This is a genomic window from Pelagibacterium flavum, assembly GCF_025854335.1.
GTDB lineage: Bacteria > Pseudomonadota > Alphaproteobacteria > Rhizobiales > Devosiaceae > Pelagibacterium > Pelagibacterium flavum.
Genome location: NZ_CP107716.1, coordinates 612,065 through 637,887, shown reverse-complemented (window position 1 = coordinate 637,887; position 25,823 = coordinate 612,065). Strand labels below are relative to the sequence as shown.

The following is a 25,823-nucleotide window of genomic DNA, read 5'->3' as shown; positions in this document are numbered from 1 at the left end:
GGCCACGACACGCGCTCAAGCCACCGCTCAGCTCTGGGGCGTGCTTTCGGCCACTGTCTCGGGCTGGTTGGGCGCCAGAGCATTGAGCGGGCTGAATATGGTATCGAAGAACCCGCCAACCGCGCTGTTGATCGCCTCGCTCCGCGCCGCCATTTCAGCTTCGGCATTGAGGCGCCGCTGCTCGGCTTCTGCTGCGGCCGCTTCTGAATCGGCAAGCCGCATTATTGCGCTCTGTATCGCGGCGGCATCGGCCGATTGGCGCGCCTGAAAGGCAGAAACGATGGACGCATCGGCCACCACCGCCTGACAGCTGCCCGCCATGGCCGCCGTTGCATTGACAGCCGAAGGCTGACGGAACACATAGCGCCCCTCGCACACGTCCCACGCGGGTGGCGTGTTGGCGACTTCGAAATAATCGTAGCCCTGCTTGATATTGTTCCAGAAATCGATGTGCTCGCTGGACTGATGCTTGGCCATGTTTTCCGGCGTCATGCGGAAGGGGAAAATCTGCACTTCGAAGGAGCGGTTGCCACCGGTAAAGCTCTCGCGGGCCAGCGCGTAGATTTCGGCGATCTGCTCATCCTCCATGGCATAGCACCCGGCGGACGAACACGCGCCATGCACCATCAGATGGCTGCCCGTCCGCCCATGCGTGCGGTCATACCTGTTGGGAAAGCCCAGATTGAAGGCGAGGTAATAATTCGAGTTCGGATTCATCAGCCCCGGGGTGATGGTATAGAACCCTTCGGGCGCCTGGCGGTCGCCTTCATAGAATTTGGGGCCCAGATCGCCCGACCAGGTGCAGATTTCATAGGATTGGAACAGCTTGAAGGAGCCGCCAGCGGTCTGCTTCCAGACCTCGAGCGTTGATTCTTCCTTGAAGATGCGCACCATCATCGCCGCCTGCGGGCTCGAGCCCATGGCAGCCAGCCGCGATTTGGCGGCGCCCGATAGCGGCGTGAGATGACGCCCGTCGCCCTCAAGCGCCGAGCACGATGCCAGAACGCCCGCAACAACGAGCGATACGGCCAAAAGGACGATTTTACGGAGCATCTATGCCCTGACCCGAATTCCTGTACGCCTTGCCCCCGGTCCCCTCTATGACATTACAGGGTTAACGCTCGGTAAGGTTCTTGGGTAATCGACCTAAATTTTATGCAAATTGCAAGATGACGCGGTCAAATTCAGGTGAGCGTGGTTCCGATCGCCAGGAATTTCTCGCGCCGCAGCTCGCGGATTTCGAGCGGCCCGAGGTCGTCGTCATACTCGCCGAGAAACTTGACGATCTCGGCCTTGACGTCCGCGAAGATTTTTTCCGGGTTGCGGTGTGCTCCGCCCATGGGCTCTTCGATGATGCCGTCGATCACTTTGAGCGCCAACAGATCCTGCGCCGTGATCTTTTGCGCCGCAGCCATGTCCTGGGCCTTGCCCGCGTCGCGGAACAGGATCGAAGCGCCCGCTTCCGGTGAAATCACCGAATAGACCGAGTGCTCGAGCATGAGCACCTTGTTGGTCGCCGCAATGGCGATCGCCCCGCCCGATCCGCCTTCGCCAATCACGATGGAAAGGTTGGGAACTCCGATTTCGAGGCATTTTTCCGTCGAGCGCGCGATGGCCTCGGCCTGCCCGCGCTCTTCTGCCCCGATGCCCGGATAGGCGCCTGCCGTATCGACGAACGAAATCACCGGCAGGCCGAACCGGTCGGCCATTTCCATGATGCGCACAGCCTTGCGATAGCCCTCGGGCCGCGCCATGCCGAAATTGTGTTTCAAACGGCTTTCGGTGTCGTTGCCCTTTTCCTGGCCCAGAATGGCCACCGGCACCCCGTCGATGCGCCCAAACCCGGCCTGAACGGCGGGATCTTCGGCATATTTGCGATCACCGGCCAAAGGCGTCCACTCGGTCACCAGCGCCTTGAGGTAATTGGAAAAGTGCGGACGCTGCGGATGACGCGCCACCTGCGTCTTCTGCCAGGGGGTGAGCTTTTTGTAGACGTCGCGCAACGCATCATCGGCACGTTGTTGCAGGCGCGAGACCTCGTCCCCGATAGAGACCGCTTCATCGGTCTGGGCGAGGTTCTTGAGCTCGGCGATCTTGCCTTCGAGTTCAGCGACGGGTTTTTCGAAATCGAGATATGACTGCATGCAATCCGCCCGTTTCGGGCAACCTTCTCATTTTTGAGCGGCCAGCGCCAGATGGGCCGGCGAGCGCGATCATCTGGAGCGCGTCCAGATAAAGTGGGCACCACTTTATCGGTTCGGACGCGCGACAAAACAACATCTTAGAGCCGTCGTTGCGATACCATCAAAACCTCACCGGCTCTAGGGTTCCAAAGTGGCGGGAAAGTGTCGATTAGACCCTTCGATGTCAAGCATCCCCCGACAGCGGATGGTGATCTTCGAGCAGTTTGCGCAAATGAGCGTCAAGAACATGGGTATAAATCTGGGTCGTTGAAATGTCGGCATGGCCCAAAAGCATCTGGACGACCCGCAGATCCGCCCCGTTTTGCAGCAGGTGGGACGCAAAGGCGTGGCGCAGCACGTGCGGGGAAACCTTCGCAACTGGCAGCCCGGCCCGGCTCGCCAGCCCCTTGAGGTCGCGCGCAAACACCTGCCGCGCCAGATGCCCCTCGGCACCCTTGGCGGGAAAGACGAATTTTTCCTTCTCCGTACTGTCGAGCCACCCAATCAAAGCGTCCTTGGCCCTGTCGTTGAGCGGCACCAGCCGCTCCTTGCCGCCCTTGCCGACAATGGTCAGATGATCGGCCTCGCGCCGCACCGCCTTGCGCTCCAGTGCCACCAGCTCGGAAACCCGCAAACCCGTGGCATAGAGCAATTCGAGCAGCACATAGAGCCGCACCTCGTTTTCCTCGCCCCCTGCTGCCTCGTCTTCGGCGCACTTCAAAAGCCGATCGACCTCCTCGACCGAAAGCACTTTGGGAAGCCCGCGCCCCGCCTTTGGCGCGGAAACGATGCGTGTGGGATCGTCCCCCTTGATGCCTTCCGAAACCAGGAACCTGTGCAATTGCCGCACCGCGCTCAACCGCCGGGCGCTCGAACTTGCCGCCAGACCCTGTCCCGAAAGATGGCTCAGATAATCGGCGACGTCTTCCCGCTCCGCTTCGGAAATCGCCTTGCCCGCGCCGCCAAGAAACCCCGCATAATCGAGCAGATCGCGCCGGTAGGCCTCGATGGTGTTGGCTGCCGCGCCCCGTTCGGCGCTCATCATTTCCAGAAATGCCTCGATCAGATGGCTATCGCCCATTATGGCGCGTCCGCCAGAAGGTCGCGGGTCGGCACGCGCACACTCACCTCGCGCTCATGGGGCTCGACCAGCACCGCCAGCGCGAACATGCCCGCATAGGCAAGCCCCACGATAAAGGCGACGGCAACAAGCAGGCGAAACAATGTGGGCATGGCATCCTCTGTGTCGGAAAGTGATTTTTCCAGATTTGCGCCCGCCCGGCAAGCGAGCGACCTTGACAGTCCGACCGTCAGAGGATTGAACCACACCAACCAATAAGGGCGCCATGATGGGGCAGAACGCGACAGGCATTGCCGGGCAGAAGACCGAAAGCCAGGTGCTCGACGCCCTGGCCGGTCGCCCGATCGTGCTCGTGGGCATGATGGGCGCCGGCAAGACCACCGTCGGCCGCCGCCTTGCCAACCGGCTCGGCCTGCCCTTTACCGATTCCGACGCCGAAATCGAAACCGCCGCAGGCATGTCGATCCCCGACATTTTTGCCGCTCATGGCGAACCCGAATTTCGCGCCGGCGAGGCCCGTGTCATCTCGCGGCTCCTGCGTGAGCATCAGGGCGTTATCGCCACGGGCGGCGGCGCCTTCATCAATCCAGAAACGCGCGAGGCCATCAAGACGCACGCGGTTTCGATCTGGATCAAGGCCGATTTCGACCTGTTGTTCGCCCGCGTCTCCAAACGCCCCGGCCGGCCCCTGCTCCAGACCCCCGATCCGCGCGGTACGCTCAAGGGACTGATCGACGCGCGCTATCCCGTCTATGCGCTAGCCGACATCACCGTCGCTTCGCGCGATGTACCCCATGACGTTGTCGTCAACGACATCCTCGCCGCCATTTCAAGCCATTTCGACATTCCGAAAGCCCAATGAGCGCCAACCACACCCCCCTTCACACCGTCCACGTGCCGCTGGGCGCGCGGGCCTATGACATCGTTATCGCTCCCGACGCCATCGAGAGCGCCGGCGACAGGCTCGCCGCCCTTTTCCCTGGCGCGCGCTATGGGATCGTGACCGATGAAAATGTGGCGAAAGCCCAGCTCCCTCGCCTCGCCGCCTCCCTCGATGCTGCCGGGCTGGGTCACACGGAAATCGTCCTGCCGGCCGGCGAAGCCACCAAGTCGTGGCCCCAACTGCAAAGCGTGGTCGATCAGATTCTTGGCGCCCGGCTCGAGCGCAACGACATTCTCATTGCGCTGGGCGGCGGCGTAATCGGCGACCTGGCCGGCTTTGCCGCCTCGATCGCCCGGCGCGGCATGGATTTCGTCCAGATCCCCACTTCGCTGCTGGCCCAGGTGGATTCCTCGGTTGGCGGCAAGACCGGTATCAATTCGGTCCACGGCAAGAACCTGGTCGGCGCTTTCCACCAGCCCCGGCTGGTCCTGGCCGATCTGACAGCGCTCGAAACGCTCTCCCCCCGTCACTTCGCCGCCGGCTATGCCGAACTGGCCAAATACGGGCTTATCGACGACGAGGAGCTGTTCTTCTGGCTCGAAGCCAATTATCCGCAAATCGAAGCCGGCGGCCCGGCCCGCGGCGAGGCCATTGCCCGCGCCTGCGCTGCCAAGGCTCGTGTCGTGGTTGCCGACGAAAAAGAGGCCGGTAACCGCGCCCTGCTCAATCTCGGTCACACCTTCGGCCACGCCTTGGAAAAAGCCACCGGCTATTCCGACCGCCTGCTGCATGGCGAAGGTGTGGCCATCGGCATGGTGCTGGCCTACAGGTTCTCCGCGAAGCTGGGTCTTGCCCCCTCTCAGGATGCGGGACGCGTCGAAGCGCATTTGAAAAATGCCGGCCTGCCCACTACATTGGCCGATATTCCCGGAGACCTGCCGCCAACGCAAATGCTTATGGATGCCATCGCACAGGACAAGAAAGTCTCGCGCGGGCAGCTGACGTTCATTCTGACGCGCGGCATCGGCAAGGCCTTCATCGAGAAAAAAATCGACCCCGAAGCGGTCGCAACCTTCCTTGAGGACATACGCTGATGTCGTTGTGGCTATCATTTTTCGCCATTGTCGCGCTGCTGGCCATGAGCTTTTTCTTTTCCGGCTCGGAAACCGCGCTGACCGCCGCATCGCGGGCCCGCATGTACCAATTGGCCAAGTCGGGCAACAAGCGCGCCTCGGTTGTCGAAAAGCTGACGGCCGAAAAGGAACGCCTGATCGGCGCCATCCTATTGGGCAACAACGTCGTCAACATTCTCGCCTCGACCCTTGCCGCTTCGGTGCTGATCCAGGTTTTCGGTGAGGCCGGCATCGCTTATGCGACTCTGGCCATGACAGCAGCGGTTGTGGTGTTTTCCGAGGTGTTGCCCAAAACCCTTGCCCTCATCCGTCCCGACAGCTTTGCGCTCGTTGTCGCCCCGATCATCAGGGTCATTGTTCTGGTCTTTTCGCCGGTCACACTGGCCGTCCAGGCGCTGGTCAATCTTATCCTGCGCCTGTTCGGCCTGGACCCGGACAAGGCCAGCGAGATCTCCGGCCATGAAGAGTTGCGCGGCACGGTTGATTTCCTTCATCACGAAGGCGAAGTGGTCAAGGGCGACCGCGATATGCTGGGCGGCATTCTGGACCTGCGGGAACTCGAAGTATCCGACGTCATGGTGCACAGAACCCGCATGCTGGCGCTCGATGCCGACATGCCGACCGACGAATTGATCGGCGCCATTCTCGACAGCCCCTTTACCCGCGTGCCGCTCTATAAGGACAAGCAGGACAATATCGTCGGCGTCGTCCACGCCAAGGATTTGCTGCGCGCCATCCAGAAAGCCGACGGCGACTTTACAAGAGTCAACCCGGCTAAGATCGCCTTCAAGCCCTGGTTTGTGCCCGATACAACGTCGGCCCAGGCCCAGCTCAACGCGTTTTTGAAGCGCAAGCTGCATTTCGCGTTGGTGGTCGATGAATATGGTGAGGTTCAGGGGCTCGTCACCCTTGAAGATATTCTTGAGGAAATCGTGGGCGAAATCGCCGACGAGCACGACGCGGTTATCGATGGCGTGCGCAAGCAGGCCGACGGCTCCTATATCATCGACGGGCAATTGCCCATCCGCGACCTCAACCGCGCGCTGGACTGGAATCTGCCCGATGAGGAGGCCACCACCGTTGCTGGTCTGGTCATCCACGAAGCCAAGCTGATCCCCGATCCGGGCCAGCAATTTACCTTCCACAATCTGCGCTTCAAGGTGTTGCGCCGCCAGCACAACAGGGTCACCCAGCTCCGCGTCTCGCCAGTGGACGCAGCGCTCAGCGCGAAGGCTTGACCTTGATGGCCAGGGCATGCAACCCGGCATCGAACTGATCGGCAAGCGCCGCGTTTATGGCTCTGTGCTGCTCGACCCGGCTCAGCCCGTCGAGTTTTTCGCTGGCAATTGCGATGCGGAAATGGGTATTGCCCCCTTCCCGCCATCCTGCGTGGCCATGGTGACGCTCGGAATCGTCGATCACTTCAAGAGCGGTCGGCGCGAAGGTTTCGGTGAGTTTGGCTTCGATTTCATCGCGAACGCTCATGTGTCAACACACCTATGATTGAAAAAAGACAAATTGAACCGGGCAAGCCGGTTCCAAACGGTATATGATTACGGGCTTTCGTTTCGCTAGAGCGAGATCAGGAAAAGTTGCAGACTTTTCCGGTTCGATCTCACGAAAAAACGCCGGCCCCCAAACCAAGGTCCCTATCCGCTCTTATGTCGATCAATTCCAAATCCAAGATCTTCGATTCCGTTCGCATCAAGCCCCGGCGCACCCAGGTCGAGGAGCAGGTCGCGGCGCATCCGGCGTGCGATTGGGAAGGGTGCGAAAAACCCGGCATGCACAAGGCGCCCAAGGGCGCGCGCTCGGAGGGTCAGTTCCACAATTTCTGCCTCGAGCATGTGCGCCACTATAACAAGGCCTACAATTATTTCTCCGGCATGGACGACGAGGAAATCGCCGACCACGCAACCAAGATGAACGCGCCCGGCAGCCGCGAAACCTGGGCCTATGGCTCCAACCGCTTCGGCAAGTCCGACCCGCAACCCAAAAAATACAAGCCCCGCGATTATACGGGCAGCCAGTTCCGCGACGTCAATGGCGTCTTCGCCCGCCTGCGCTCGCGTGCCCGCCAGGATGCCGGTGCCAAGGGCGAGGCCGCCGAGCGCACCATCACACTTACCGGCCAGGACCGCGCCGCCTTTGAAGTGCTGGGCCTTGAAGGCCGCAAACCCTCGAACGATATCAAGTCAGCCTACAAGGCCCTGGTCAAACTCCACCACCCCGACGCCAATGGTGGCGACAAGGGCTCCGAAGACCGGCTGCGCAACATCATTTCGGCCTATAACCATCTCAAGCAGCGCGGCTTTGTCTGACCACCCCGCCCGCCTTTTCTGCAATGCGAAAAGCGGAATGAAACAGGGTCGGAACGCTTGCGGCATCCCGCGCTCTAGGTTTATGGCAGTTGTGTTGCTATAAGCGCTCCGAATTTTTCCTTAAAAGACGCGACCGAACGCGCCTTAGCATCGGAAAACATCGATCCGGTGCGCCCGAGACGAGGCAAATTATGACTGAGTTTTCCAACCTGCCCGACACCGAATATTCCGTGCGCGATCTGTTCGGGATCGACAGCGACATGGTGGTCAAGGGCTATAAAGACCGCACCGACCACGTGCCCGAGATCGATCCGGACTATCTGTTCGATCGCAACACCACCCTTGCCATTCTCGCCGGTTTCGCCTTCAACCGCCGCGTCATGGTGCAGGGCTATCATGGCACGGGCAAATCGACCCATATCGAACAGGTCGCAGCGCGGCTCAACTGGCCGCTGGTCCGCGTCAACCTCGACAGCCACGTTTCCCGTATCGACCTTGTGGGCAAAGACGCCATCGTCCTGCGCGACGGCAAGCAGGTCACCGAGTTCCGCGACGGCATCCTGCCATGGGCCGTCCAGAACAATATTGCCCTGGTGTTCGACGAATACGATGCCGGACGTCCCGACGTGATGTTTGTGATCCAGCGCGTGCTCGAAGTGGCGGGCCGCCTGACGCTCCTCGACCAGAACCGGGTCATCCGCCCGCACCCCGCCTTCCGGCTGTTCGCCACAACCAACACCATCGGTCTCGGTGACACCTCGGGCCTCTATCACGGCACCCAGCAGATCAACCAGGGCCAGATGGACCGCTGGTCGATCGTTGTGACGCTCAACTATCTGCCGCATGAAAAGGAAGTCGGGATCGTTCTGGCCAAGGCCAAGAGCTACGACAAGGACGATGAGGGCCGCAAACTGGTCTCCAACATGGTCCGCGTCGCCGATCTGACGCGCTCGGCGTTCATCAATGGCGATCTGTCGACAGTGATGAGCCCGCGCGCCGTGATCACCTGGGCGGAAAACGCCGAGATCTTCGGCGATATCGGCTTTGCCTTCCGGCTGACCTTTTTGAACAAGTGCGACGAACTCGAGCGCCCCGTGGTCGCCGAATTCTACCAGCGCGTGTTCGGGGTCGATCTGCCCGAATCGGCCGCCAATCTGGCGATCTCGGCGTAACGCCGCAAAGGCCCCCTCACCCGCCGCTGACGCGGTGGCCTCTCCCCAAAGGGAGAGGTAATCCCGGGGGCCGCCAAGTGCACTACCTCTCCCTTGGGGAGAGGTCGGCTCGAAGAGCCGGGTGAGGGGGCCTTCCTCCCCGGCGCGACACGGAACGAAGAGACAGATGGCCCAGCCTCCGCGCATCAAAGCCAACAAGCCCGATCCCACCGGCCCGTTCAAGGCGGCTGTCGGCGCGGCTGTGCGCACCATTGCAGGCAAGCACGACCTCGAAGTGAGCTTTACCGCAGACCGGCCCATCCTGACCGCCGACAAGGCCCGCCTTGCTGCCCTGCCCCGCCTGCCGACGTCCCGCGACATCGCCATCGCCCGCGGCCAGGGAGATGCCATGGCCATGCGCATGGCCAGCCACGACACAGACACCCATCGCCGGCTCGCCCCAAAGGATCCCGACGCCAAGGCCGCCTTCGACGCGCTTGAACAGGCGCGCGTTGAATCGCTGGGTTGTTCGCGCATGGCGGGCATGAGCGGCAACATCGCCGAAATGATCGAGGACCGGCTGTTCCGCGCAAATTACGCCAACGTCAAAGACATTGCTGATGCTCCGCTGGCCGAAGCGCTGGGGCTGATGATGCGCGAAAAGGTCGCCGGCATCCCCATTCCACCCTCAGGCGCCCCCATTGTTGATCTCTGGCGCGAAAAGCTCGAGGGCCGCATCGGCGCTTCGCTGGACGAATTGGCCAGCCTCCTCGACAACCAGACCGAATTTTCACGCAAGACCCGCTCCATCCTGCGCGATCTCGACCTTTTGGCCGAGGCCGATCCCGATCAGTTCGACCAGAATGATTCCGAGGGCTCCGACCAGGACGCCCAGAACAACCAGGCCATGAATGGCGAGGACGAAGAGCAGGACGGCGACGCCGACAACCAGGATATGGACGGCACCGACGAGGCGCCGGGCGAACACGAGGAAACCGGCGACGTCGAAGGCATGGAAGCCGACAGTGCTGACACCGACGAGGACGCCCAGGCCGAAGCCGGCGAGGATGCCCCCGCCCCGCCTCCGCAGGGTGAAGACGGCCAGCGCCTCTCCAACCAGCCAACCTACAAGATCTTCACCGACAAGTTCGACGAGATCATCTCGGCCGCCGATCTGTGCCCGCCCGAAGAGCTCGATCAGCTCCGCCAATTGCTCGACAAGCAGCTCGAGCATCTGGCCGGCGCCGTCGCCCGACTGGCCAACAAGCTGCAACGCCGCCTGATGGCTCAGCAGAACCGTGGATGGGATTTCGACCTTGAGGAAGGCGTGCTCGATACCGCGCGCCTGACCCGTGTCGTGACCGATCCCCTGCAGGCCCTTTCGTTCAAGGCCGAACGCGACACCGAGTTCCGCGACACCTGCGTGACGCTCCTGATCGACAATTCCGGCTCCATGCGCGGCCGACCGATCACCATTGCGGCCATCTGCGGCGACATCCTCGCGCGCACGCTGGAGCGTTGCGGCGTGAAAGTGGAAATTCTCGGTTTTACCACCCGCGCCTGGAAGGGCGGCAAATCGCGCGAAGCCTGGCTCGATGCGGGACGCCCACCCAATCCTGGTCGCGTCAACGACATCCGCCACATCATCTACAAGGGCGCGGACGAACCCTGGCGCCATGCCAAGCGCAATCTCGGCCTGATGATGCGTGAAGGGCTCTTGAAGGAAAACATCGACGGCGAAGCCCTGCAATGGGCCCACAAGCGCATCGTCAACCGCCCGGAAAACCGCCGTATCCTCATGGTGATTTCCGATGGCGCACCGGTCGATGATTCCACCCAGTCGGTCAATCCGGGCAATTATCTAGAGGCCCATCTGCGCGCCGTGATCGAGGAGATCGAAACCCGCTCGCCCGTCCAACTGGTCGCCATCGGCATCGGCCATGACGTCACGCGCTATTACCGTCGCGCCGTCACCATTCTCGACGCGGACGAACTGGCCGGCGCCATGACCGACAATCTTGCCGCCCTGTTCGATGAAGAACTGCCCGGCGAAGCCCGGAGGCGGCGCTGAGACTTTTCGCCAGCGCCTCCTTGCTCACGATAACGCTCGGTCTGGCGGCAGCATCGGCGTCCGCGCAGTCCCCGAGCGTCGAAGCGATCGAGGTTTCCTCCCGACCCATCGCCAGCTTTCGCAATGCTGCGATCGGTGAGCCGGTCGGCAGCCTGATTTTCGAGGGCGGGCTGGAGGTGACCAGCGCCCACCCCGATTTCGGCGGCATTTCCGGCCTTGCCTTTATCGATGCCACCCGCTTCGTGATGGTCACCGATCAGGGGCGCTTCCTCTCGGGCGCGCTCGAGCTGGCCGATGGCGCCCCCGCCGGCCTGTCCAACGTCGAGATCGATATTGTCCGCAATTCCTCGGGCAATCCGCTTCCGAACAAGTTTTCTTCCGATTCCGAAGCCATCGAAGTGGTCATCCGCAACAATCAGCCCGCAGCCGTGCGCGTCGGATTTGAGAACCTGTCGCGGATTGCCGATTTCAACCTCTCAGATGGCCGCCCTTCGGGCCCGGCGCGCGAAATCGCCATTCCCCAATGGCTGACCGATCTGCGCACCAACGAGTCCATCGAATCGGTCTGCATCGCCCCGCCCGCTTCTCCAATAGCCGGCTCGACCCTGATCATAGCCGAGGGCCACCAGCATGTGTCCGGCCAATGGGCCGCGACATTGCTGGGCAATCGTGACCGTGGCAATCTCGGCCTGGCAGTAGCACCCGGCGTCAATCCCACCGATTGCGCCTTCCTGCCCGATGGCGATCTGCTGGTCCTCGAGCGCGGCCTGGCGTTCCTCGCCTTTTCCATACAAATCCGCCTCATCCCCGCCGCTGAGATCCGCCCCGGCGCCACAATGGTCGGCGAGGTGATCCTTTCGGGTTCGGGCAGCGCGGTGGACAATTTCGAGGGATTGGGCGTGCGAACCTTGCCCGACGGCCAAACCCGCGTCACCATCGTCTCTGACAACAATTTCAATTCCTTTCAGCGCACCCTGCTGCTCGAATTTTCCTTTCCCGACTAGGAGTTCCCCATGAACATCGATCTGCTTCGCGCGCTTTGCGAAACCCCCGGCGTTCCGGGGCGCGAACACCGCGTACGCAAACTCATCGAAACCGAAATCGTTGGATTGTTCGACGAGGTCCGCACCGATTCCATGGGATCGCTGATTGCCGTTCGCCGCTCGCGCACCGAGGCCAAAAACCCGCTCAAGATCATGCTGCTCTGCCACATGGACGAGATCGGGTTCCTCGTCACCCATGTGTCAGAAAAGGGCTGGATCCACATCGACAATGTCGGCGGCTTCGATCCGCGCACCCTCTTCGCGCGCCGCGTCAAGGTCGTAACCCCCGAAGGCGACTATCCCGGTGTCATGAATGCAGGCGGGCGTCCACTGCACATCTCCTCGCCCGAAGACCGCAAAAAGATCCCCGCCATCAAGGAGTTTTTCGTCGATATCGGTTTTGGCGCCGAGACGCGCTCAAAAGTCCGGGTGGGTGATTTTGTCGTCATGGACGAGCCGCTCGTCGAAATGGGCGACAAGATCGTCTCCAAGGCGCTCGACAACCGCGTCGCCTGCTGGCTGGGCATCGAAGCCATCCGCGCGTTGGCCGATAGCGGGGCCGAGCACGATTGCGAAATCCACGTCGCCTTCACCACCCAGGAGGAAGTCGGCCTGCGCGGCGCACGCACAGCCGCCTTTGCGGTCCTGCCCGATATCGGACTGGGCATCGATACAACGCTTGCCTGCGACACACCCGGCGTGCCCGAAAACGAGATGGTCACCGCCCAGGGCAAGGGCGTTGGCCTCACCATAAAAGACGGTTCGTTCATCGCCGATTTCGATCTGGTAGAAGAAATCGAGGCACTGGCGCAAAAGGAAGATATACCCGTCCAGCGCTCCATCCTCGCCTCAGGCGGTCAGGATGCTGCCGCCGCCCAACAAGCCGCAGCCGGGGCTCGCGCCGTGGGCATCGTCGTGGGCACCCGCTACATCCACACGGTTGCCGAAATGATCGAGAAATCCGACCTCAAGGCCGCTCTCGACATCATCGTCGCCTACCTCAAGGCCAAATAAAAAGGGGCCAAAACGGCCCCTTTTTTCATTACGCTACTGACACGACCCGGTCGGGAATGGCCCGTCGCAGCGCCTTGTAGGGTACCAGCAGCACAAGGGTGACGAGGATCTTGACGAGGAAGTCACCGGCCGCCAGCGACACCCAGAGCGGCACGTCCGGCCCCACCGAAAGGAACGGCGTCGGGAAGGGCAGCGAGCCATCGTCCAGCCCCAGTCCGGTATCGAGAAACGCGAACGCTGCCGCAAAGGCGATGCCGAAGAACAGGATCGTGTCGATCACCGCACCCAGGACAGATGAGATCAGCGGCGCGTGCCACCATTTGCCGGCCCGCAGCCGGTCGAAAATCGAAACGTCGAGAAACTGGGCGATAAGGAACGCTGAACCCGAAGCGATCGCAATGCGCGGCGAAGCCAGAAAGATGCTCCAGACAACCGCGATGGCAAAGCCCACAAGCACCACCACCCGCGCCGCCGAGGGCCCGAAATGACGGTTGGTCAGATCGTTGACCATAAAGGCCACCGGATAGGTGAACGCGCCCCAGGTCAAAATATCGGCGAGATTGACCGCGCCGAGCGAGGCTTCAACGGGAAACTGAACGAGATAGTTCGATGCGGTGACCACCACCGCCATGGCCAGAACGGCCCAGAAAAAACGCACGCCCATAGCGTCGTTGTCCTTTTTCCATAAGCGGCAAGATGACCGCCGGATTGATGTTTGAAGCCGGAATGTCTCCGGCCCCTTTTTCATCGACGCGACCCGGCAGGTGGCCGGTGCATCTTTGGAGCGTTCTTAGAGAACGCCACCGGAAAGAAAACAAGAACGCCGCGTCAGGTTACCCTCACGCGGCGCGAAAACTTTTGCGCGTCGTTCGCCTTAGCTGGCGATCGCGGCGCGAACTTCCTTCTTGATGCCCAGGGCGCGAACCGAAAGGTCTTCGTCCTTGGCCTTCAAAAGGAAAGCATCGAGACCACCGCGATGCTCGACGGTGCGCAGCGCGGAAGCGGAAATGCGCAGCTTGACCGAACGGTCCAGCGATTCCGAGATCAGCGTCACATCGCAAAGATTGGGCAGAAAGCGGCGGCGGGTCCGGTTGAGCGCATGGCTCACATTGTTGCCGGTCAACACGCCCTTGCCGGTGAGTTCACAGCGCCGTGCCATTGTTTTAATTCCTGTCAATCGTATCGGGACCGGGAAATTCCCAGTCAACCGATTGGGTTTTGTTTGTTTAACTGTTCGCCCTGCCGAACCGAAAAAGCGCCAAACACTTTTTCTTGGCAGTGCTCCAAAGTGGAAGAAACTTTGGCCGGGGATATAGAGAAAGCCCCCCCATCCGTCAAGCGCTAGCGCGCATTGAGCCGGCTTTTATCTCGCCGCAGTGCTGGACAGGCCGAATCCCAACGGGCAACGTAACCCTTCATTTGATTCGTGGGGCGCGAATCCGAGTTGTGGCCGTATGAACATGAACGAGACACGCGTGAAACGCCTTTCCCTTTCTTCTCTCGCCCTCGGTGCCCTCCTCGTTTTCGGCCTTGCAGCGCCCGCCGCCGCGCAGCAGCAGGGATCGATTGCCTCCTATATCGTCTCGATCGGCGGCATCAACGTTTCCACGGTCGATATAAGGTTCGGCCTCGAAGGCTCAAGCTATCAGCTTGACGTCGTCGCCGACGTCACCGGGCTTGCCCAGGTTGTGGCGCAAGGCTCAGGCGCCGTCAATTCGGGCGGTGCGATCACCGCCACCGGCCTGCAGTCGAGCCGCTTCTATCTCGAAACCCGCACCGCCAACGAGCGCTTCGCGCTCCAGACCACCTATTCGGGCGGCAACGCCTCGGTCGGCGACGTCACCCCGCCCCTGAGCGAGAACCCGGACCGCGTCCCGGTCGACGCCTCCCACCGCTCCGGTGTCAACGACCCGCTCGCCGCCTTCATCCTGCGCGGCCAGGCCCTCGACGGAACGCTCTGCAACCGCACCCTGCGCATCTATACCGGCATCGAGCGCTTCGATATGCCTTTAAGCTTTGTCGAAACCACCACCGCCACCTCGACCCGCACCGCCTATCAGGGCCCTGTGGTCCTTTGCGCCATGCGCTACGTGCCCGTTTCCGGCCATTTCGAAACCTCCGAAATCACCGCCTATCTGCGCGATTCCAACCGCATGCTGGTCTGGTACATGCCCTTGCGCGATTCGGGCTTTTTCATCCCCTACCGTGTCCTGATGGGCTCAAGCTTTGGCGATATTTCGATGGTTCTGGTCGGTCTCAGCTAAAGTAGCGTGTTTACCAAGCCCACCGGTTGAACTTGCCTGATTGCGACGGGCCGCACCAAATGCCTGCGCAATTGAACCCGGGGGCATATGGGGATGTTCACCAAACCGCTGAGCGGAAAATCTTACGCTGTTGCCCTGTTGATCAGGGCCGGTGTGATCCTTGCTGTCTTCGCAGTGGCCTTCACGCTGTTCGGGTTGTCCATGGGCGATTGCTCTGCAAACGCCGGCCAATGTGGAGCAGGACTTGCCCTCGTGTTTTTGGCCACACTGACTGCCTCGGCAACCTTCCTTCTCTCCATTGTCGGCATCTCGATCCGCCGCGCACGGGATGCCGGTTGGCACCCGTTGATCGGCCTTCTTCCCGTGCTGTTGCCATTCGCCCTGTATACGCCCTTGCAGGGAATACTGTTACTGACTGGGCCGCTCTTCCTGCTTTTCACGCCCCTTCCGTTTCCGCCCCTCAGCATGGCGTGGCTGGCGACAATCGCGGTCTTCTGTTTCACGCCGAGAGGCATGGCACGCCGCCTGGAGCTGGCCAGCAACCGCCCACCGCGCATTTAAATTGCGCGCGCTCGGCCAGCCTCCAGCGGTCGCTCCGAAAACCCACGAAACCCTTTGAACACCAGCGGCATCAACGTCATCGCCAGATAACAAACCCCCGCCACAAAGAACGCCGCCGAAAGCCCCAGCCCGGCGATCAGCGCTCCTCCGAAAATTCCCCCGAACGGCATGAACGCCCAGGCCGAGGCCGTGACCAGCGATGAGACGCGCCCGATCAGCTTTTCCGGTATCCGTTCCAGGATCACCGCCGAAATAATGGGGTTCAAAAACCCCGAGGCGAAACCGGCCAACGCAAGCGTTGCAAGAATGCCCATGAGCGGCGCATCGAATGCGAAGACCGCAAAGCGCGGCAAAGAAATGATCATGAAGGCTCCCACATAAACCGGCAGCCTCGGCATCTTTTCGCCCAGCGCTGTGGCCACCATGGCGCCCAGCACGGAAAACCCCGACATGACCGCAAAGACGAGCCCCAGCGTTTCGGCCCCGCGCCCGCTGTTCTGCGCCCAGACCGGCACCAGAACAGCAGCATATGCCTGATCGAGCAGATTGGTGACCGCCACCATCACAGCGATCCCCACCAGCACCACATCGCCGCGCAAGAAGGCAAATCCTTCCTTAAGTTCGCTGCCATAGCTGGTCTCAGGTTTGGGCTCTGTCGCTTCGGGAATCTCCCGCGTTCCCGGCCGGACCCCGAGCAACAGAATCGCCGCCGCAAAGCCAAGGGTCACGGCGTTGAAACTGAGCGCCATGGCCGGCCCGACCAGTGCCACCAGGGCCCCCGCAGCGCCCGCTCCAACTGTCGAGGCCAGCCGCTCGATGGTGCCCACAACGCCGGTCACCCGCTCGAGTGGCAGCTTGCCGCGCCGCGCCACCAGCGGCACCAGCGCGTGCTTTGCCGCGTCGGCCGGCCCCTGCAACAGCCCGACCAGCGCCACGAGCGGAAACAGCAACGGTACGCTAAGCAGATCGAAAGCAGCCAGAAGCGGTATCGCCCCCACCGCAAACAGTCCGAAAAAATCTCCCAGGACCGAGACCCGCCGCGGCCCGACCCGGTCGATCAATGGCCCGCCCAGTGCCTTGGCCAGCACATAGGGCGCCATTTCGGCGAACACCACGAGCCCGGTCAGAACCGGATCGCCGGTTATGCTCAGGACCAGCCAGGGAATGGCGATCACCGATAGCCGGGTGCCCGAAATCGAAAAGGTCTGCGCGACGACCAGCGCGAAAAAATCACCCCGTCCGCTCATTTGTCCTCTCCCTTGCCGAAGGGCCGATAGGGGAAGCCATGCAGATGCACCGTGAAGGGCCGCCAGCCCTCGGGCAATTCCTCACCCGGCGCGGGCGCCTCGGCCTTGTGCTGCATCAAAAGCGCGTGGATCTCGCTCACCAACGCCTGCGCCGCCTCGGCAGACATCGCGATGGTGTAATCGGAAAAGGTCTGCGCCTTCTTCCAGTCCTGGGGCAGATCGGCAAACCCTTCATGGGCCCGCTGCATCGCCGCCGCGTGGTGGCTGACCACCGATTGCATCATCGCCATGCTGGCGTCGTAGGCTTCGCCGGGCTCGGCCTCGGCGGGTTCGATCATCGTGGCTTCGTGCCGCGCCTTCCACCACCGGTCGCGCCTGTTGCCACGCGCCTCATCGGCTTCGATGAACCCGTGCTCGGCCAGCTGCCGCAGATGATAGCTCGTCGCCCCCGAATTGAGCCCCAGCCGTTCAGCCAGCGTCGTAGCGGTCTGGGGACCCTCCATGCGCAATATGCCGAGCATCTTGAGCCGGTCGGGATGGGTCAGCGCCTTGAGCGCTTTTGGATCGGGTACGATTCTGGAAATTTCACGCATTGCAAAGCCTCGATGGCGTCATTTGCCATCAGGCTACAATCGCAAAGATTATTTTGCAAACATTTATTTGCAATCAGTCGCAAAGCGCGTCCAGAATGAAGTCGGCCCGCGCGGAAACACCGGTCTTGGGAAGAACGACAACATCATAACCAAGCGCCGGATAAGCCCCCTCCAACCGCTCATACTCGGCAACCGCCTCCGCAAACCCATGCTGGCGTTCGGAATCGGTCACATAAATCTCGCGCCAGGGCGGGGTCAGAAAAACCGTCCGATGATAGCGATTCGCTTCTATTAGAGCGCGATCCAAGCCGTCCGGGCCCGCCGCATCAAGCGCCGCGGCGGCATCGACCAGCCCCCTGTCGAAAAACACCCAACTCTGCTGGTCCTCGACCCGCGCCCGATCCTCCAGCGCCAGCGCCATGGCCTTTCGCGCAAACGCAGCCATGTCGATCCACGGTAAAGCAAGCCCGGCACCGGCCATCTCTTGGGCAACAATCCGGCGTCCGGGCTCCTCGACCGTCGCAAAGCCGCGCGCGCCTAGTTCGGTCAGCAGGGTAGACTTGCCCCCACCCGAACAGCCCGAAATCACCACAAATTTCTCGCTCATATCCTCCCCACCGCAACACCCTCCGCGTCCCATTTCGGGACGGTCAAAGTCTTTTTCGTCAAAATGAAAGAATTTTTGCCCCGGCAACCGGGTCATCGCGTCTTTACGCTCCCCTTCCGGATAAAAAAATTGGCTTAACGCCTCGTCAGCACTTGCCTCGATTCCAGCTCTGTTAACCGACTGGTAACCGGAATGAACGGTTTTGACGCCTTTTTCGCGACCACGATCGCGATTGGCACCGCTTTAGTGCCCATGGCCCAACCCCACCACCATATGCTGTAGGGAACAAATCGGGATTCAGTCCCGCTCCCCGATTCGGTTCGCGTTTGTTCCGTTTTCGTTCAAATTGTTAAATTTGCCCGCCGTCCGGCCATTGCCTTTCCCGCTTTGATACACCACCTTGCGGGGCAAAAGACTTTACCCTTGCCCTTTCCCAGAGCCGATGAACGCAATTGTATCCCAGGCCGTAAAGGCCGTGCTCGGCCCAACCAATACGGGCAAAACCCACTATGCCATCGAGCGCATGCTGGCCTATCGCTCGGGCGTTATCGGCCTGCCGCTGCGCCTTTTGGCGCGCGAGGTCTATAACCGGGTCGTCGAACGGGCCGGGGAATCATCGGTCGCGCTGGTCACTGGTGAAGAGCGCATCGTGCCCAAGGCCGCCCGTTACTGGGTCGCCACGGTCGAGGCCATGCCCACCGACATGATGGCCGATTTTGTGGCCATAGACGAAATTCAGACCGCCACCGATTTCGATCGCGGTCACGTCTTTACCGACCGCCTGCTGCATGCACGCGGTCGCGCCGAAACCCTGCTCTTGGGCGCCCAGACCATGGAGCCGGTCATCCGACGCCTTTTGCCCCACGCCGACATCACCTTCCGCCCACGCTTTTCCCAGCTGAGCTGGGCCGGTTCGCGAAAGATCTCGCGCCTGCCGCGCCGCTCGGCCATCGTCGCCTTTTCCGCCTCGGAAGTTTACGCGATTGCCGAACTGTTGCGCCGCGAGCGTGGCGGAGCGGCCGTTGTCATGGGCTCGCTCTCCCCGCGCACCCGCAACGCCCAGGTCGATTTGTTCCAGAACGGCGATGTCGAATTTCTCGTCGCTACTGACGCCATCGGCATGGGGCTCAATCTCGACGTCACCCATGTCGCCTTTGCCTCCGATTCCAAATATGACGGCCGGCAGTTCCGCCCCCTGACTCCTGCCGAAATCGGCCAGATCGCCGGGCGCGCCGGACGCCACATGCGCGACGGAACGTTTGGTGTGACCGGCGGCACCGATTCCTTTGACGAGGAAACCATTGCCGCCCTCGAAGCCCATGATTTCGCGCCCGTCAAACAGCTTCAGTGGCGCAATCGCGATCTTGATTTTTCGTCCCTTTCGGCGCTGCACAACAGCCTGGAGGTCACGCCCGAGCACCCGGCCCTCACCCGCGTCCCCGTCGCCACCGACCAGCGGGCCCTCGAATTTCTCCTCCGCCGCGAAGAAGGACAACTGGCCAATTCGCGTGAACGGGTCGAGATGGCCTGGGCTTGCTGCCAGATCCCCGATTTCCGCGACATTTCTCCCGCCGCCCATGGGGAAATCGTCACCCGCGTATTTTCCGGCCTTGCATTAGCTGGACGGATAGACGCTGATTGGATTGCCGAGCAGGTCAGGTTCTGCGACAATACGGTTGGCGACATCGATACGCTGTCCAACCGAATCCGCCAGATTCGGACCTGGACCTTCATTTCTAACCGCAGGAACTGGCTGGAAGACCCCACTCACTGGCAGAAAACGACCCGAGCGATCGAGGACGCTTTGTCCGACGCCCTGCACGAAAGGCTTATCCAGCGTTTCGTCGACCGGCGGACCAGTGTGCTGATGCGTCATCTTAGAGACAAGCAGATGGTATCACCAGAAATCACCGAAAAAGGCGAACTTGCGATCGAAGGCCATGTCATCGGCACGATCGAAGGGTTCCGATTCACGCTCTCGCGCATCGACGGCGAAGCCGATTCCAAAAACCTGCGCACCGCGGCCACCTCCGTCGTCGCTCCGGAAATCGCCCGGCGCGCGGACCGCCTGGCTGGCGCTCCCAATGAGGAGTTCGTGCTGGCGACCGATGGCGTGATCCGCTGGCGCGGTGAATTGGTTGCCGAACTGGCCGAAGGCGCAACGCTTTTTGCCCCCCGCGTCATCATCCTGGCCGATGAAAGTCTTTCGAGCCCTGATCTCGAAAAGGTCGAGGATCGGCTTTCGCTCTGGCTGCGCCACCACATCAACACCCAGCTTGAACAGGTCATTGCCCTGCTCGAACCGGCCGAACTCGAAGGCGCCGCCCGCGGCATTGCTTTCCGGCTGGCCGAAAATCTGGGCATCATTGCGCGCCCCGAAATCGCTGAAGAGGTCAAAGGTCTCGATCAGGACACCCGCGCCAAGCTGCGCAAGCTCGGCGTGAAATTTGGTGCCCACCATATCTATCTGCCCCTGACCCTCAAGCCCGCCCCGCGTGAGCTGGCTCTGATCCTTTGGGGGCTCAAACATGGCGGCGTGCGCCAGCCGGGCATTTCCGAATTGCCCCACATTATCCTCTCGGGCCGCACCTCCTTCCCCATCGATCCCACTTTCGACCGCCGCCTATACGAGGTCGCGGGCTTCAAGGTCGCCGGCGAGCGCATCGTGCGCGTCGATATCCTCGAGCGCCTCGCCGACATCATTCGCCCGCTCGTCGCCTATGACGCCAACCGCCCCGTCGATACGCCGCCGCCCGAAGGCGCCGCCGAGGCCAACGGCTTCCGGGTCACCGTCGAAATGACCTCGCTTTTGGGCTGTGCTGGCGAGGACTTTGCCTCGATTCTGAAATCCTTGGGCTACCGCCTTCGCCGCACCCCCAAGGCGCCGGCCGAAACAACGCCCGCTGAGGCGCCAGAAACGCCTTCTGCTGATGTCGCTCACGCCGAAGCCGCACCTGCCACACCCCTGGCCGAAGCGGCGCTCGAAGGGGCTCCCGTCGAGGCGGTGACCGAAGCCGTCACTGACGAGTCCGTGCCCGCTCCCGAGGCAACCGCCGATGCCGAACCCGCACCGGTGCCTGCCGAATCTGATGCAGCGACACCCGCCGAACCCGAGTTCGACGAAGTGTGGTTCCCGGCCGGTCGCCGTCCCGAGCGCACCCGTCCCGAACGCGGCAAGCGTGAGGGCAATCGTCCTCCGCGCCCCGGGGGCCAGCAGCGTTTCAAGGGCAAGGGCGGAAAATCGGGCCAACCCGGCAAGGGCGGACATCATGACAATCGTGGCCATGAGAACCGTGGAAACGATCGGCCCCGCCCCGAACGCCGCGAAAAGCCCATCGATCCCGATTCGCCCTTTGCAGCGCTCGCCGCGCTCAAGACCCGCAAATAGGGCCGATGCCTGCCGAGACGCCGGACCGCCAGCGCCTCGACAAATGGCTCTGGCATGCCCGCATCACCAAGACCCGCACACTGGCCCAGAAACTCATTGAATCCGGCGCCGTGCGGGTCAATGGCCAGCGCGTTCTCGACACTGATCGCAAGGTTGGTGCAGGCGACGGATTGACGATCCAGATCCACACGAGATTGCGGGTGTTGCGCATCGTGGCAAATGCCGATCGGCGCGGTTCGGCAACCGTTGCGGCAACCCTTTACGAGGATATTTCGCCTCAAGGGCTTCCAGAAAAAGTGGCTCCCACTTTTTCGGTTCGGAAGCCCGAAAACTAAGAAGGGAGGCAGATCGGCGTTTCGAAAGAAACGACAATCTGCCGACCCTGGAAAAACCGGAATCCTGATCGCTTTTGCCGCGCTTTCTTGGCAAGCGGGTGCCTTGAAAGCCGCGCCAAAACCGTTTAGCAAGCATGCGCTTGGCCATTTCCTCACACCAGCCAGCTATCAGGATTGCCCCATGACCTATGTCGTCACCGACAATTGCATCAAATGCAAATACACCGACTGCGTGGAAGTCTGCCCGGTCGATTGTTTTTATGAAGGTGAAAACATGCTGGTCATCCACCCCGACGAGTGCATCGACTGCGGGGTGTGCGAGCCTGAGTGCCCCGCGGACGCCATCAAGCCCGATACCGAGCCGGGGTTGGAAAAGTGGCTTGAGATCAACACCAAATACGCATCGGTCTGGCCCAATCTGACCGAAAAGCGGGACGAATTGCCTGAAGCCAAGGAAATGGATGGCGTCGAAGGCAAGTTCGAGAAGTATTTCTCCGAAGAGCCCGGCGAAGGCGATTGATCCGGAATCAGGTGGTCCGGCTTCGGGCCAGCGTCTCGGACGGCGTCTCGCCAAACTTGGCGGCGTAATACTGGGCAAATCGTCCCAGATGCCAGAACCCCCAGTTCATCGCCACATCAGATACGGTCTGGCCCGCCCCTACGCCGTTCGACAATTCCCGCCGTACCGCGTCGAGACGTTTGATCCGTATCCATTCGCTCGGCGACAACCCGGTGACGTGCCTGAACAGCGCCCGCAATTGCACCGGCTCCATCCCGATGGCTTGGGCCATTTCCCCCACCGATAACGGCTCGCCTGCCTGGGTTGCGATATAGTCGCGGACACGCCGGTAGTTGCTTGCGACGGTCGGGCAGAACAATATGCCAGCGCCTTTGGCGCTTCCTGCCAAGCTCACAAGGCGATCGAGCAGCAAGCCCTTGAGCACCTGGTCGTATTGCGCACCGGCCGGTGCCCGCCCGGTCCGATGCGCCTCAAGCAGCGACAGCAGCCAGTCGGTCATCCCTTGCACCTGCGGGCACCGCTCGAGCATGGCTGGCGTTGAAAAATCCATCTCGGGGAGATGGGCTTTGAGCAATTCGGTTTCCACGCTCACGATCAAAAGGTCCGACGGCGCGCTGCCTACGATCACCACCTCCTGTCCGCCCGGCGCGATCGCCAGCGACCGGCTGGCCAGCGCGCTTGCCTCCACCCGCCAGCTCCCGTCTGCCCCCAGTGGAATGGCAAACAGCACCCGTCCCTTTGGTCCGGCCGATTCCTGCAGGATCGGAACACCGATCCTTTCGCGATAGATCGTCATGCCTGGCAGGGCCAGCGTATCGATACTGCCTGAGTACCGGCCACGCCCGAGCTGGTCGTAATGCTGCGACCAGCCCACGAGTCCAGTTTCCTGCTCGAAGGCGTCGGCATAATCAGCGTGATGGAAGGCAAGCATAGACGGGCGACCAGAGGTTGATCCGCAGCCATGCTAGCCACCAGCCTTCAAATTGGTCAATGACTTTTATTGCCCAAAATTTATGCACCAATCAGAGTCAAACTGGATAGCGCCGGCGCGCACGCCCTGCCTAAGCTTGCCGCCATTGAACGCGATGGAGACCCGCATGGTGAGGCAACCCTATCTTCTGGCACTGGCTCTTGGCACTGCCCTGACGCTTCCGGCATACGCGCAGGACAATGCTGATACGCCCGAACCGATCGCTCCCGAGACCCTTACGGTCAAGGAGACGATCGATCCGGGTCCAAACATATTTTCCAACGCCCAGTCTTGGGATGGTGCCGGGTCGATTCAGGTCTGGTCGGCCGAAGATTTGACCTACAAGGGCAACCTCACCGCCGGCGCCATGGGCCAGATGCTGATCTCGCCCGACGGGACCACCGCTTACGGCCAGTCCACCTACATGACCCGTATCACCCATGGCGATATCGAGCACGTGCTCGAAATCTATGACGTCGCGACCCTGTCCATCACGTCCGAAATCATCCTGCCCGCCAAGGCGGCCATGGTGGCAGCCTACGCGCCATATCTGGCCATGAGCGCCGACGGCAAACTGGTCTATGTCCAGAACGCCACCCCTGCCACATCGGTCACCGTGGTCGATGTCGAGGCCGGTGAAGTGATCCAGGAAGTCCCGACGCCCGGTTGCTTCGGCATCTATCCCACCCTCGAAGGGTATGGCTTTTCCACCGCCTGCGGCGATGGCACTTTTGCCAGCTTCGATCTGGGCGCCGACGGCAGCGAGGCGACCCGTTCGGTTTCCGAAGCCATATTCGATCCCGACGAAAATCCCATCTTCATTCCCGGCAAACGCATCGGCGAAGCCCTGGCCTTCATCACCTACCATGGTGATCTGATTACAGTTGACGATTCGGGCGAGGCGGTTGCTCTGCTCGACACGGCTTCAATCACCGACGATGTCGAGGATGCCTGGGCACCTGGCGGCTACGATCTGTTCGCCTACAGCCCCACTGCAGACATCCTGTTCGTGACGATGCACTCAGAGCCCTATGACGGTTCCCACAAGAACGCGTCCGAGGAAATCTGGGCCTATGATGTTTCCGAAGACACGGTGCTCTACCGCACCCATGTCGAAGGCGTCATTTCGCTCTCCGCCACCGACGCGGAAGCTCCCATGCTCTATGCCGTCAACGAGCACGAGGCGACCCTTGAGATCTTCTCGTCCGACCCGGAAGCCAAATACGTCCTCAAGCACGAGGCCTCCACCGACTCGCGCGGTTGGGCGACCCTTGTGTCGGTGGCCCAATGAGCAGCGCCGATTTTCTGACCCTGCTCGCGGGCACGGCCGGCGCCTTTATCGCGCTGCTCTTTGCCCGCGCCGCATGGCACAAGCTGGCCGACTTCACCGAGTTCACCGGCTTTGTCGCTGACTATCAGTTGGTGCCCGAGAGCATGGTGCGGCCCGTTTCGGCGGCCATCGTTGCCACCGAAACCGCAGTCGTCCTCGCCTTCCTTCTACCCGGCGGGGCACCGTTCGGCGCCCTGATCGCCATGGCCCTGCTGCTCGGCTATGCCGGCGGCATGGCGATCAACCTGCGGCGGGGCAGGGACCGGATCGAATGCGGTTGTGGTGGCGCGGCACAGCCGCTCTCCTGGTCGCTGATCGGGCGCAACATCGCAATTGCCGCGCTGGCGGCCAGCGCGCTGTTCGCCCCCATCACCCTCAATCTCGAAGGCGCAATTGCCGCGATCGGAGCCGGGTTCACGCTCTGGCTGGGCTTTATCGCCGTCGAACAGCTTCTGGCCAACGCCGCGCGCTTTTCTTTGAAGCGCTAAAGGGCCAATTTTTGGATGAATGACATGAATGCACTGATTTTTGCCGTTGGCGTCCTCTGGGTGATCGTACTCGCCCTGATCGTCGTCGTCTTTGCCCTCGCCCGCCAGATAGGCGTGCTGTTTGAGCGCGTTTCCCCCATGGGCGCCCTGGTCAACGATTCCGGCCCCAAAATCGGCGATACAACGCCGGTTTACACCCTGCCCAACCTCAATGGCGGCGCGGTAACCATCGGCCCCAAACCCAACCGTTCCACGTTGGTCTTTTTCGTCTCGCCCACCTGCCCGGTGTGCAAGAAGCTCCTGCCCATCCTGCGCTCGGTCAAATCCGACGAGGGCAAATGGCTCGATGTGGTGCTGGCCAGCGATGGCGAGGTCGACAAGCACAAGCGCTTCATCGACACCGCAAAGCTCACGGACTTCCCCTATGTGGTGTCCACCGAGCTCGGCCTTGCCTATCGCGTCTCGCGCCTGCCGTTTGCCGTGCTGTTCGATGAGCACGGCACCATCAAGGCCAAGGGTCTCATCAACAATCGCGAACAACTCGAGAGCCTGTTCAACGCCTCCGAAATGGGCGTCGGCTCAATCCAGAACTACCTCGACGCCCCAATTCCGGCCACCAACTGAACGCGCTTAAGGGAGC

27 protein-coding genes are annotated in these 25,823 nt (G+C 61.6%); 16 read left to right on the top strand and 11 right to left on the bottom strand.

Features of this window, described 5'->3' with window-relative positions:
• Positions 1 to 27 precede the first annotated feature (27 nt).
• The 4 genes from OF122_RS03275 to OF122_RS03260 all read right to left on the bottom strand — a co-directional run bounded on the left by OF122_RS03275 (position 28) and on the right by OF122_RS03260 (position 3,416).
• Positions 28 to 1,053 (bottom strand): L,D-transpeptidase family protein, encoded by a 1,026-nt coding sequence (locus tag OF122_RS03275; RefSeq protein ID WP_264226419.1) that lies wholly within the window; start codon positions 1,051 to 1,053, stop codon positions 28 to 30.
• Positions 1,054 to 1,184: 131 nt separating this feature from the next.
• Positions 1,185 to 2,144 (bottom strand): acetyl-CoA carboxylase carboxyltransferase subunit alpha, encoded by a 960-nt coding sequence (locus OF122_RS03270; RefSeq protein WP_264226418.1) that lies wholly within the window; start codon positions 2,142 to 2,144, stop codon positions 1,185 to 1,187.
• 223 nt (positions 2,145 to 2,367) lie between these two features.
• Positions 2,368 to 3,264, bottom strand: a complete 897-nt coding sequence (locus OF122_RS03265) for a site-specific tyrosine recombinase XerD (RefSeq protein WP_264226417.1) — start codon at positions 3,262 to 3,264, stop codon at positions 2,368 to 2,370.
• Positions 3,264 to 3,416 carry a histidine kinase gene (locus OF122_RS03260; RefSeq protein WP_264226416.1) on the bottom strand — a complete coding sequence of 51 codons (153 nt, stop codon included), beginning with the start codon at positions 3,414 to 3,416 and terminating at the stop codon, positions 3,264 to 3,266. Before OF122_RS03260 ends, OF122_RS03265 begins: the two co-directional genes overlap by 1 nt.
• A gap of 116 nt (positions 3,417 to 3,532) precedes the next feature.
• On the opposite strand from OF122_RS03260, the gene OF122_RS03255 reads away from it, so the two are divergent.
• Genes OF122_RS03255 through OF122_RS03245 form a run of 3 tightly spaced genes read left to right on the top strand, consistent with a single transcriptional unit; the run spans position 3,533 to position 6,518 of the window.
• A complete protein-coding gene (locus OF122_RS03255; RefSeq protein ID WP_264227745.1) occupies positions 3,533 to 4,126 on the top strand; it encodes a shikimate kinase in 594 nt (197 codons plus the stop codon).
• Positions 4,123 to 5,241, top strand: coding sequence for a 3-dehydroquinate synthase (aroB, locus tag OF122_RS03250; RefSeq protein ID WP_264226415.1), 1,119 nt, complete (start codon positions 4,123 to 4,125; stop codon positions 5,239 to 5,241). Before OF122_RS03255 ends, aroB begins: the two co-directional genes overlap by 4 nt.
• Positions 5,241 to 6,518: an HlyC/CorC family transporter gene (locus OF122_RS03245; protein WP_264226414.1), complete on the top strand. Its 1,278-nt coding sequence runs from the start codon at positions 5,241 to 5,243 to the stop codon at positions 6,516 to 6,518. The genes aroB and OF122_RS03245 overlap by 1 nt, the downstream gene beginning before the upstream one ends.
• On the opposite strand, the gene OF122_RS03240 is transcribed toward OF122_RS03245, so the two are convergent.
• Positions 6,502 to 6,765 (bottom strand): BolA family protein, encoded by a 264-nt coding sequence (locus OF122_RS03240; protein WP_264226413.1) that lies wholly within the window; start codon positions 6,763 to 6,765, stop codon positions 6,502 to 6,504. The genes OF122_RS03245 and OF122_RS03240 overlap by 17 nt on opposite strands.
• A gap of 176 nt (positions 6,766 to 6,941) precedes the next feature.
• Between OF122_RS03240 and OF122_RS03235 the strand changes: the two genes are divergently transcribed.
• The 5 genes from OF122_RS03235 (at position 6,942) to OF122_RS03215 (ending at position 12,880) form a co-directional block, all read left to right on the top strand.
• Positions 6,942 to 7,601, top strand: a complete 660-nt coding sequence (locus tag OF122_RS03235) for a J domain-containing protein (RefSeq protein ID WP_264226412.1) — start codon at positions 6,942 to 6,944, stop codon at positions 7,599 to 7,601.
• A gap of 191 nt (positions 7,602 to 7,792) precedes the next feature.
• Positions 7,793 to 8,773, top strand: a complete 981-nt coding sequence (cobS, locus tag OF122_RS03230) for a cobaltochelatase subunit CobS (RefSeq protein WP_014132065.1) — start codon at positions 7,793 to 7,795, stop codon at positions 8,771 to 8,773.
• A gap of 166 nt (positions 8,774 to 8,939) precedes the next feature.
• On the top strand, positions 8,940 to 10,823 hold the full coding sequence (cobT, locus tag OF122_RS03225; protein ID WP_264226411.1) for a cobaltochelatase subunit CobT: 1,884 nt from the start codon (positions 8,940 to 8,942) through the stop codon (positions 10,821 to 10,823).
• A 20-nt stretch (positions 10,824 to 10,843) separates the two neighbouring features.
• Positions 10,844 to 11,827 (top strand): esterase-like activity of phytase family protein, encoded by a 984-nt coding sequence (locus OF122_RS03220; protein ID WP_264226410.1) that lies wholly within the window; start codon positions 10,844 to 10,846, stop codon positions 11,825 to 11,827.
• A 9-nt stretch (positions 11,828 to 11,836) separates the two neighbouring features.
• Positions 11,837 to 12,880, top strand: a complete 1,044-nt coding sequence (locus OF122_RS03215) for a M42 family metallopeptidase (protein ID WP_264226409.1) — start codon at positions 11,837 to 11,839, stop codon at positions 12,878 to 12,880.
• Between the two features lie 28 nt (positions 12,881 to 12,908).
• Here OF122_RS03215 and OF122_RS03210 read toward each other — a convergent pair whose 3' ends face one another.
• Both OF122_RS03210 and rpmB read right to left on the bottom strand, forming a co-directional pair.
• Positions 12,909 to 13,544: a VUT family protein gene (locus OF122_RS03210; protein ID WP_264226408.1), complete on the bottom strand. Its 636-nt coding sequence runs from the start codon at positions 13,542 to 13,544 to the stop codon at positions 12,909 to 12,911.
• Positions 13,545 to 13,754: 210 nt separating this feature from the next.
• The gene (gene rpmB / locus OF122_RS03205; RefSeq protein ID WP_264226407.1) at positions 13,755 to 14,039 is read right to left on the bottom strand and encodes a 50S ribosomal protein L28; all 285 of its coding nucleotides are present in this window, start codon (positions 14,037 to 14,039) and stop codon (positions 13,755 to 13,757) included.
• Positions 14,040 to 14,355: 316 nt separating this feature from the next.
• Here rpmB and OF122_RS03200 point away from each other — a divergent pair, with 316 nt between their 5' ends.
• Both OF122_RS03200 and OF122_RS03195 read left to right on the top strand, forming a co-directional pair.
• Complete coding sequence (locus tag OF122_RS03200; RefSeq protein WP_264226406.1) at positions 14,356 to 15,144, top strand: DUF3108 domain-containing protein; 789 nt, start codon at positions 14,356 to 14,358, stop codon at positions 15,142 to 15,144.
• 93 nt (positions 15,145 to 15,237) lie between these two features.
• Positions 15,238 to 15,705, top strand: a complete 468-nt coding sequence (locus OF122_RS03195) for a hypothetical protein (RefSeq protein WP_264226405.1) — start codon at positions 15,238 to 15,240, stop codon at positions 15,703 to 15,705.
• On the opposite strand, the gene OF122_RS03190 is transcribed toward OF122_RS03195, so the two are convergent.
• The 3 genes from OF122_RS03190 to OF122_RS03180 all read right to left on the bottom strand — a co-directional run bounded on the left by OF122_RS03190 (position 15,702) and on the right by OF122_RS03180 (position 18,152).
• Complete coding sequence (locus OF122_RS03190; RefSeq protein WP_264226404.1) at positions 15,702 to 16,952, bottom strand: MFS transporter; 1,251 nt, start codon at positions 16,950 to 16,952, stop codon at positions 15,702 to 15,704. The genes OF122_RS03195 and OF122_RS03190 overlap by 4 nt on opposite strands.
• Positions 16,949 to 17,545, bottom strand: coding sequence for an ArsR/SmtB family transcription factor (locus OF122_RS03185; protein ID WP_264226403.1), 597 nt, complete (start codon positions 17,543 to 17,545; stop codon positions 16,949 to 16,951). The genes OF122_RS03190 and OF122_RS03185 overlap by 4 nt, the downstream gene beginning before the upstream one ends.
• 73 nt (positions 17,546 to 17,618) lie before the next feature.
• On the bottom strand, positions 17,619 to 18,152 hold the full coding sequence (locus tag OF122_RS03180) for an AAA family ATPase (RefSeq protein WP_264226402.1): 534 nt from the start codon (positions 18,150 to 18,152) through the stop codon (positions 17,619 to 17,621).
• Positions 18,153 to 18,594: 442 nt separating this feature from the next.
• Between OF122_RS03180 and OF122_RS03175 the strand changes: the two genes are divergently transcribed.
• The 3 genes from OF122_RS03175 (at position 18,595) to fdxA (ending at position 22,395) form a co-directional block, all read left to right on the top strand.
• Positions 18,595 to 21,540, top strand: a complete 2,946-nt coding sequence (locus tag OF122_RS03175) for a helicase-related protein (RefSeq protein WP_264226401.1) — start codon at positions 18,595 to 18,597, stop codon at positions 21,538 to 21,540.
• A 5-nt stretch (positions 21,541 to 21,545) separates the two neighbouring features.
• Positions 21,546 to 21,875: an RNA-binding S4 domain-containing protein gene (locus tag OF122_RS03170; RefSeq protein ID WP_264226400.1), complete on the top strand. Its 330-nt coding sequence runs from the start codon at positions 21,546 to 21,548 to the stop codon at positions 21,873 to 21,875.
• Between the two features lie 181 nt (positions 21,876 to 22,056).
• A complete protein-coding gene (gene fdxA, locus OF122_RS03165; protein WP_264226399.1) occupies positions 22,057 to 22,395 on the top strand; it encodes a ferredoxin FdxA in 339 nt (112 codons plus the stop codon).
• Between the two features lie 7 nt (positions 22,396 to 22,402).
• Here fdxA and OF122_RS03160 read toward each other — a convergent pair whose 3' ends face one another.
• Complete coding sequence (locus OF122_RS03160; protein ID WP_264226398.1) at positions 22,403 to 23,326, bottom strand: helix-turn-helix domain-containing protein; 924 nt, start codon at positions 23,324 to 23,326, stop codon at positions 22,403 to 22,405.
• Between the two features lie 166 nt (positions 23,327 to 23,492).
• On the opposite strand from OF122_RS03160, the gene OF122_RS03155 reads away from it, so the two are divergent.
• From OF122_RS03155 to mauD, 3 genes are read left to right on the top strand one after another with little or no spacing between them, the layout of a single operon-like run.
• On the top strand, positions 23,493 to 24,656 hold the full coding sequence (locus OF122_RS03155) for an amine dehydrogenase large subunit (RefSeq protein WP_264226397.1): 1,164 nt from the start codon (positions 23,493 to 23,495) through the stop codon (positions 24,654 to 24,656).
• Complete coding sequence (locus tag OF122_RS03150; protein ID WP_264226396.1) at positions 24,653 to 25,183, top strand: MauE/DoxX family redox-associated membrane protein; 531 nt, start codon at positions 24,653 to 24,655, stop codon at positions 25,181 to 25,183. The genes OF122_RS03155 and OF122_RS03150 overlap by 4 nt, the downstream gene beginning before the upstream one ends.
• 24 nt (positions 25,184 to 25,207) lie before the next feature.
• On the top strand, positions 25,208 to 25,807 hold the full coding sequence (gene mauD, locus OF122_RS03145; RefSeq protein WP_264226395.1) for a methylamine dehydrogenase accessory protein MauD: 600 nt from the start codon (positions 25,208 to 25,210) through the stop codon (positions 25,805 to 25,807).
• The last annotated feature ends 16 nt before the right edge of the window (positions 25,808 to 25,823 follow it).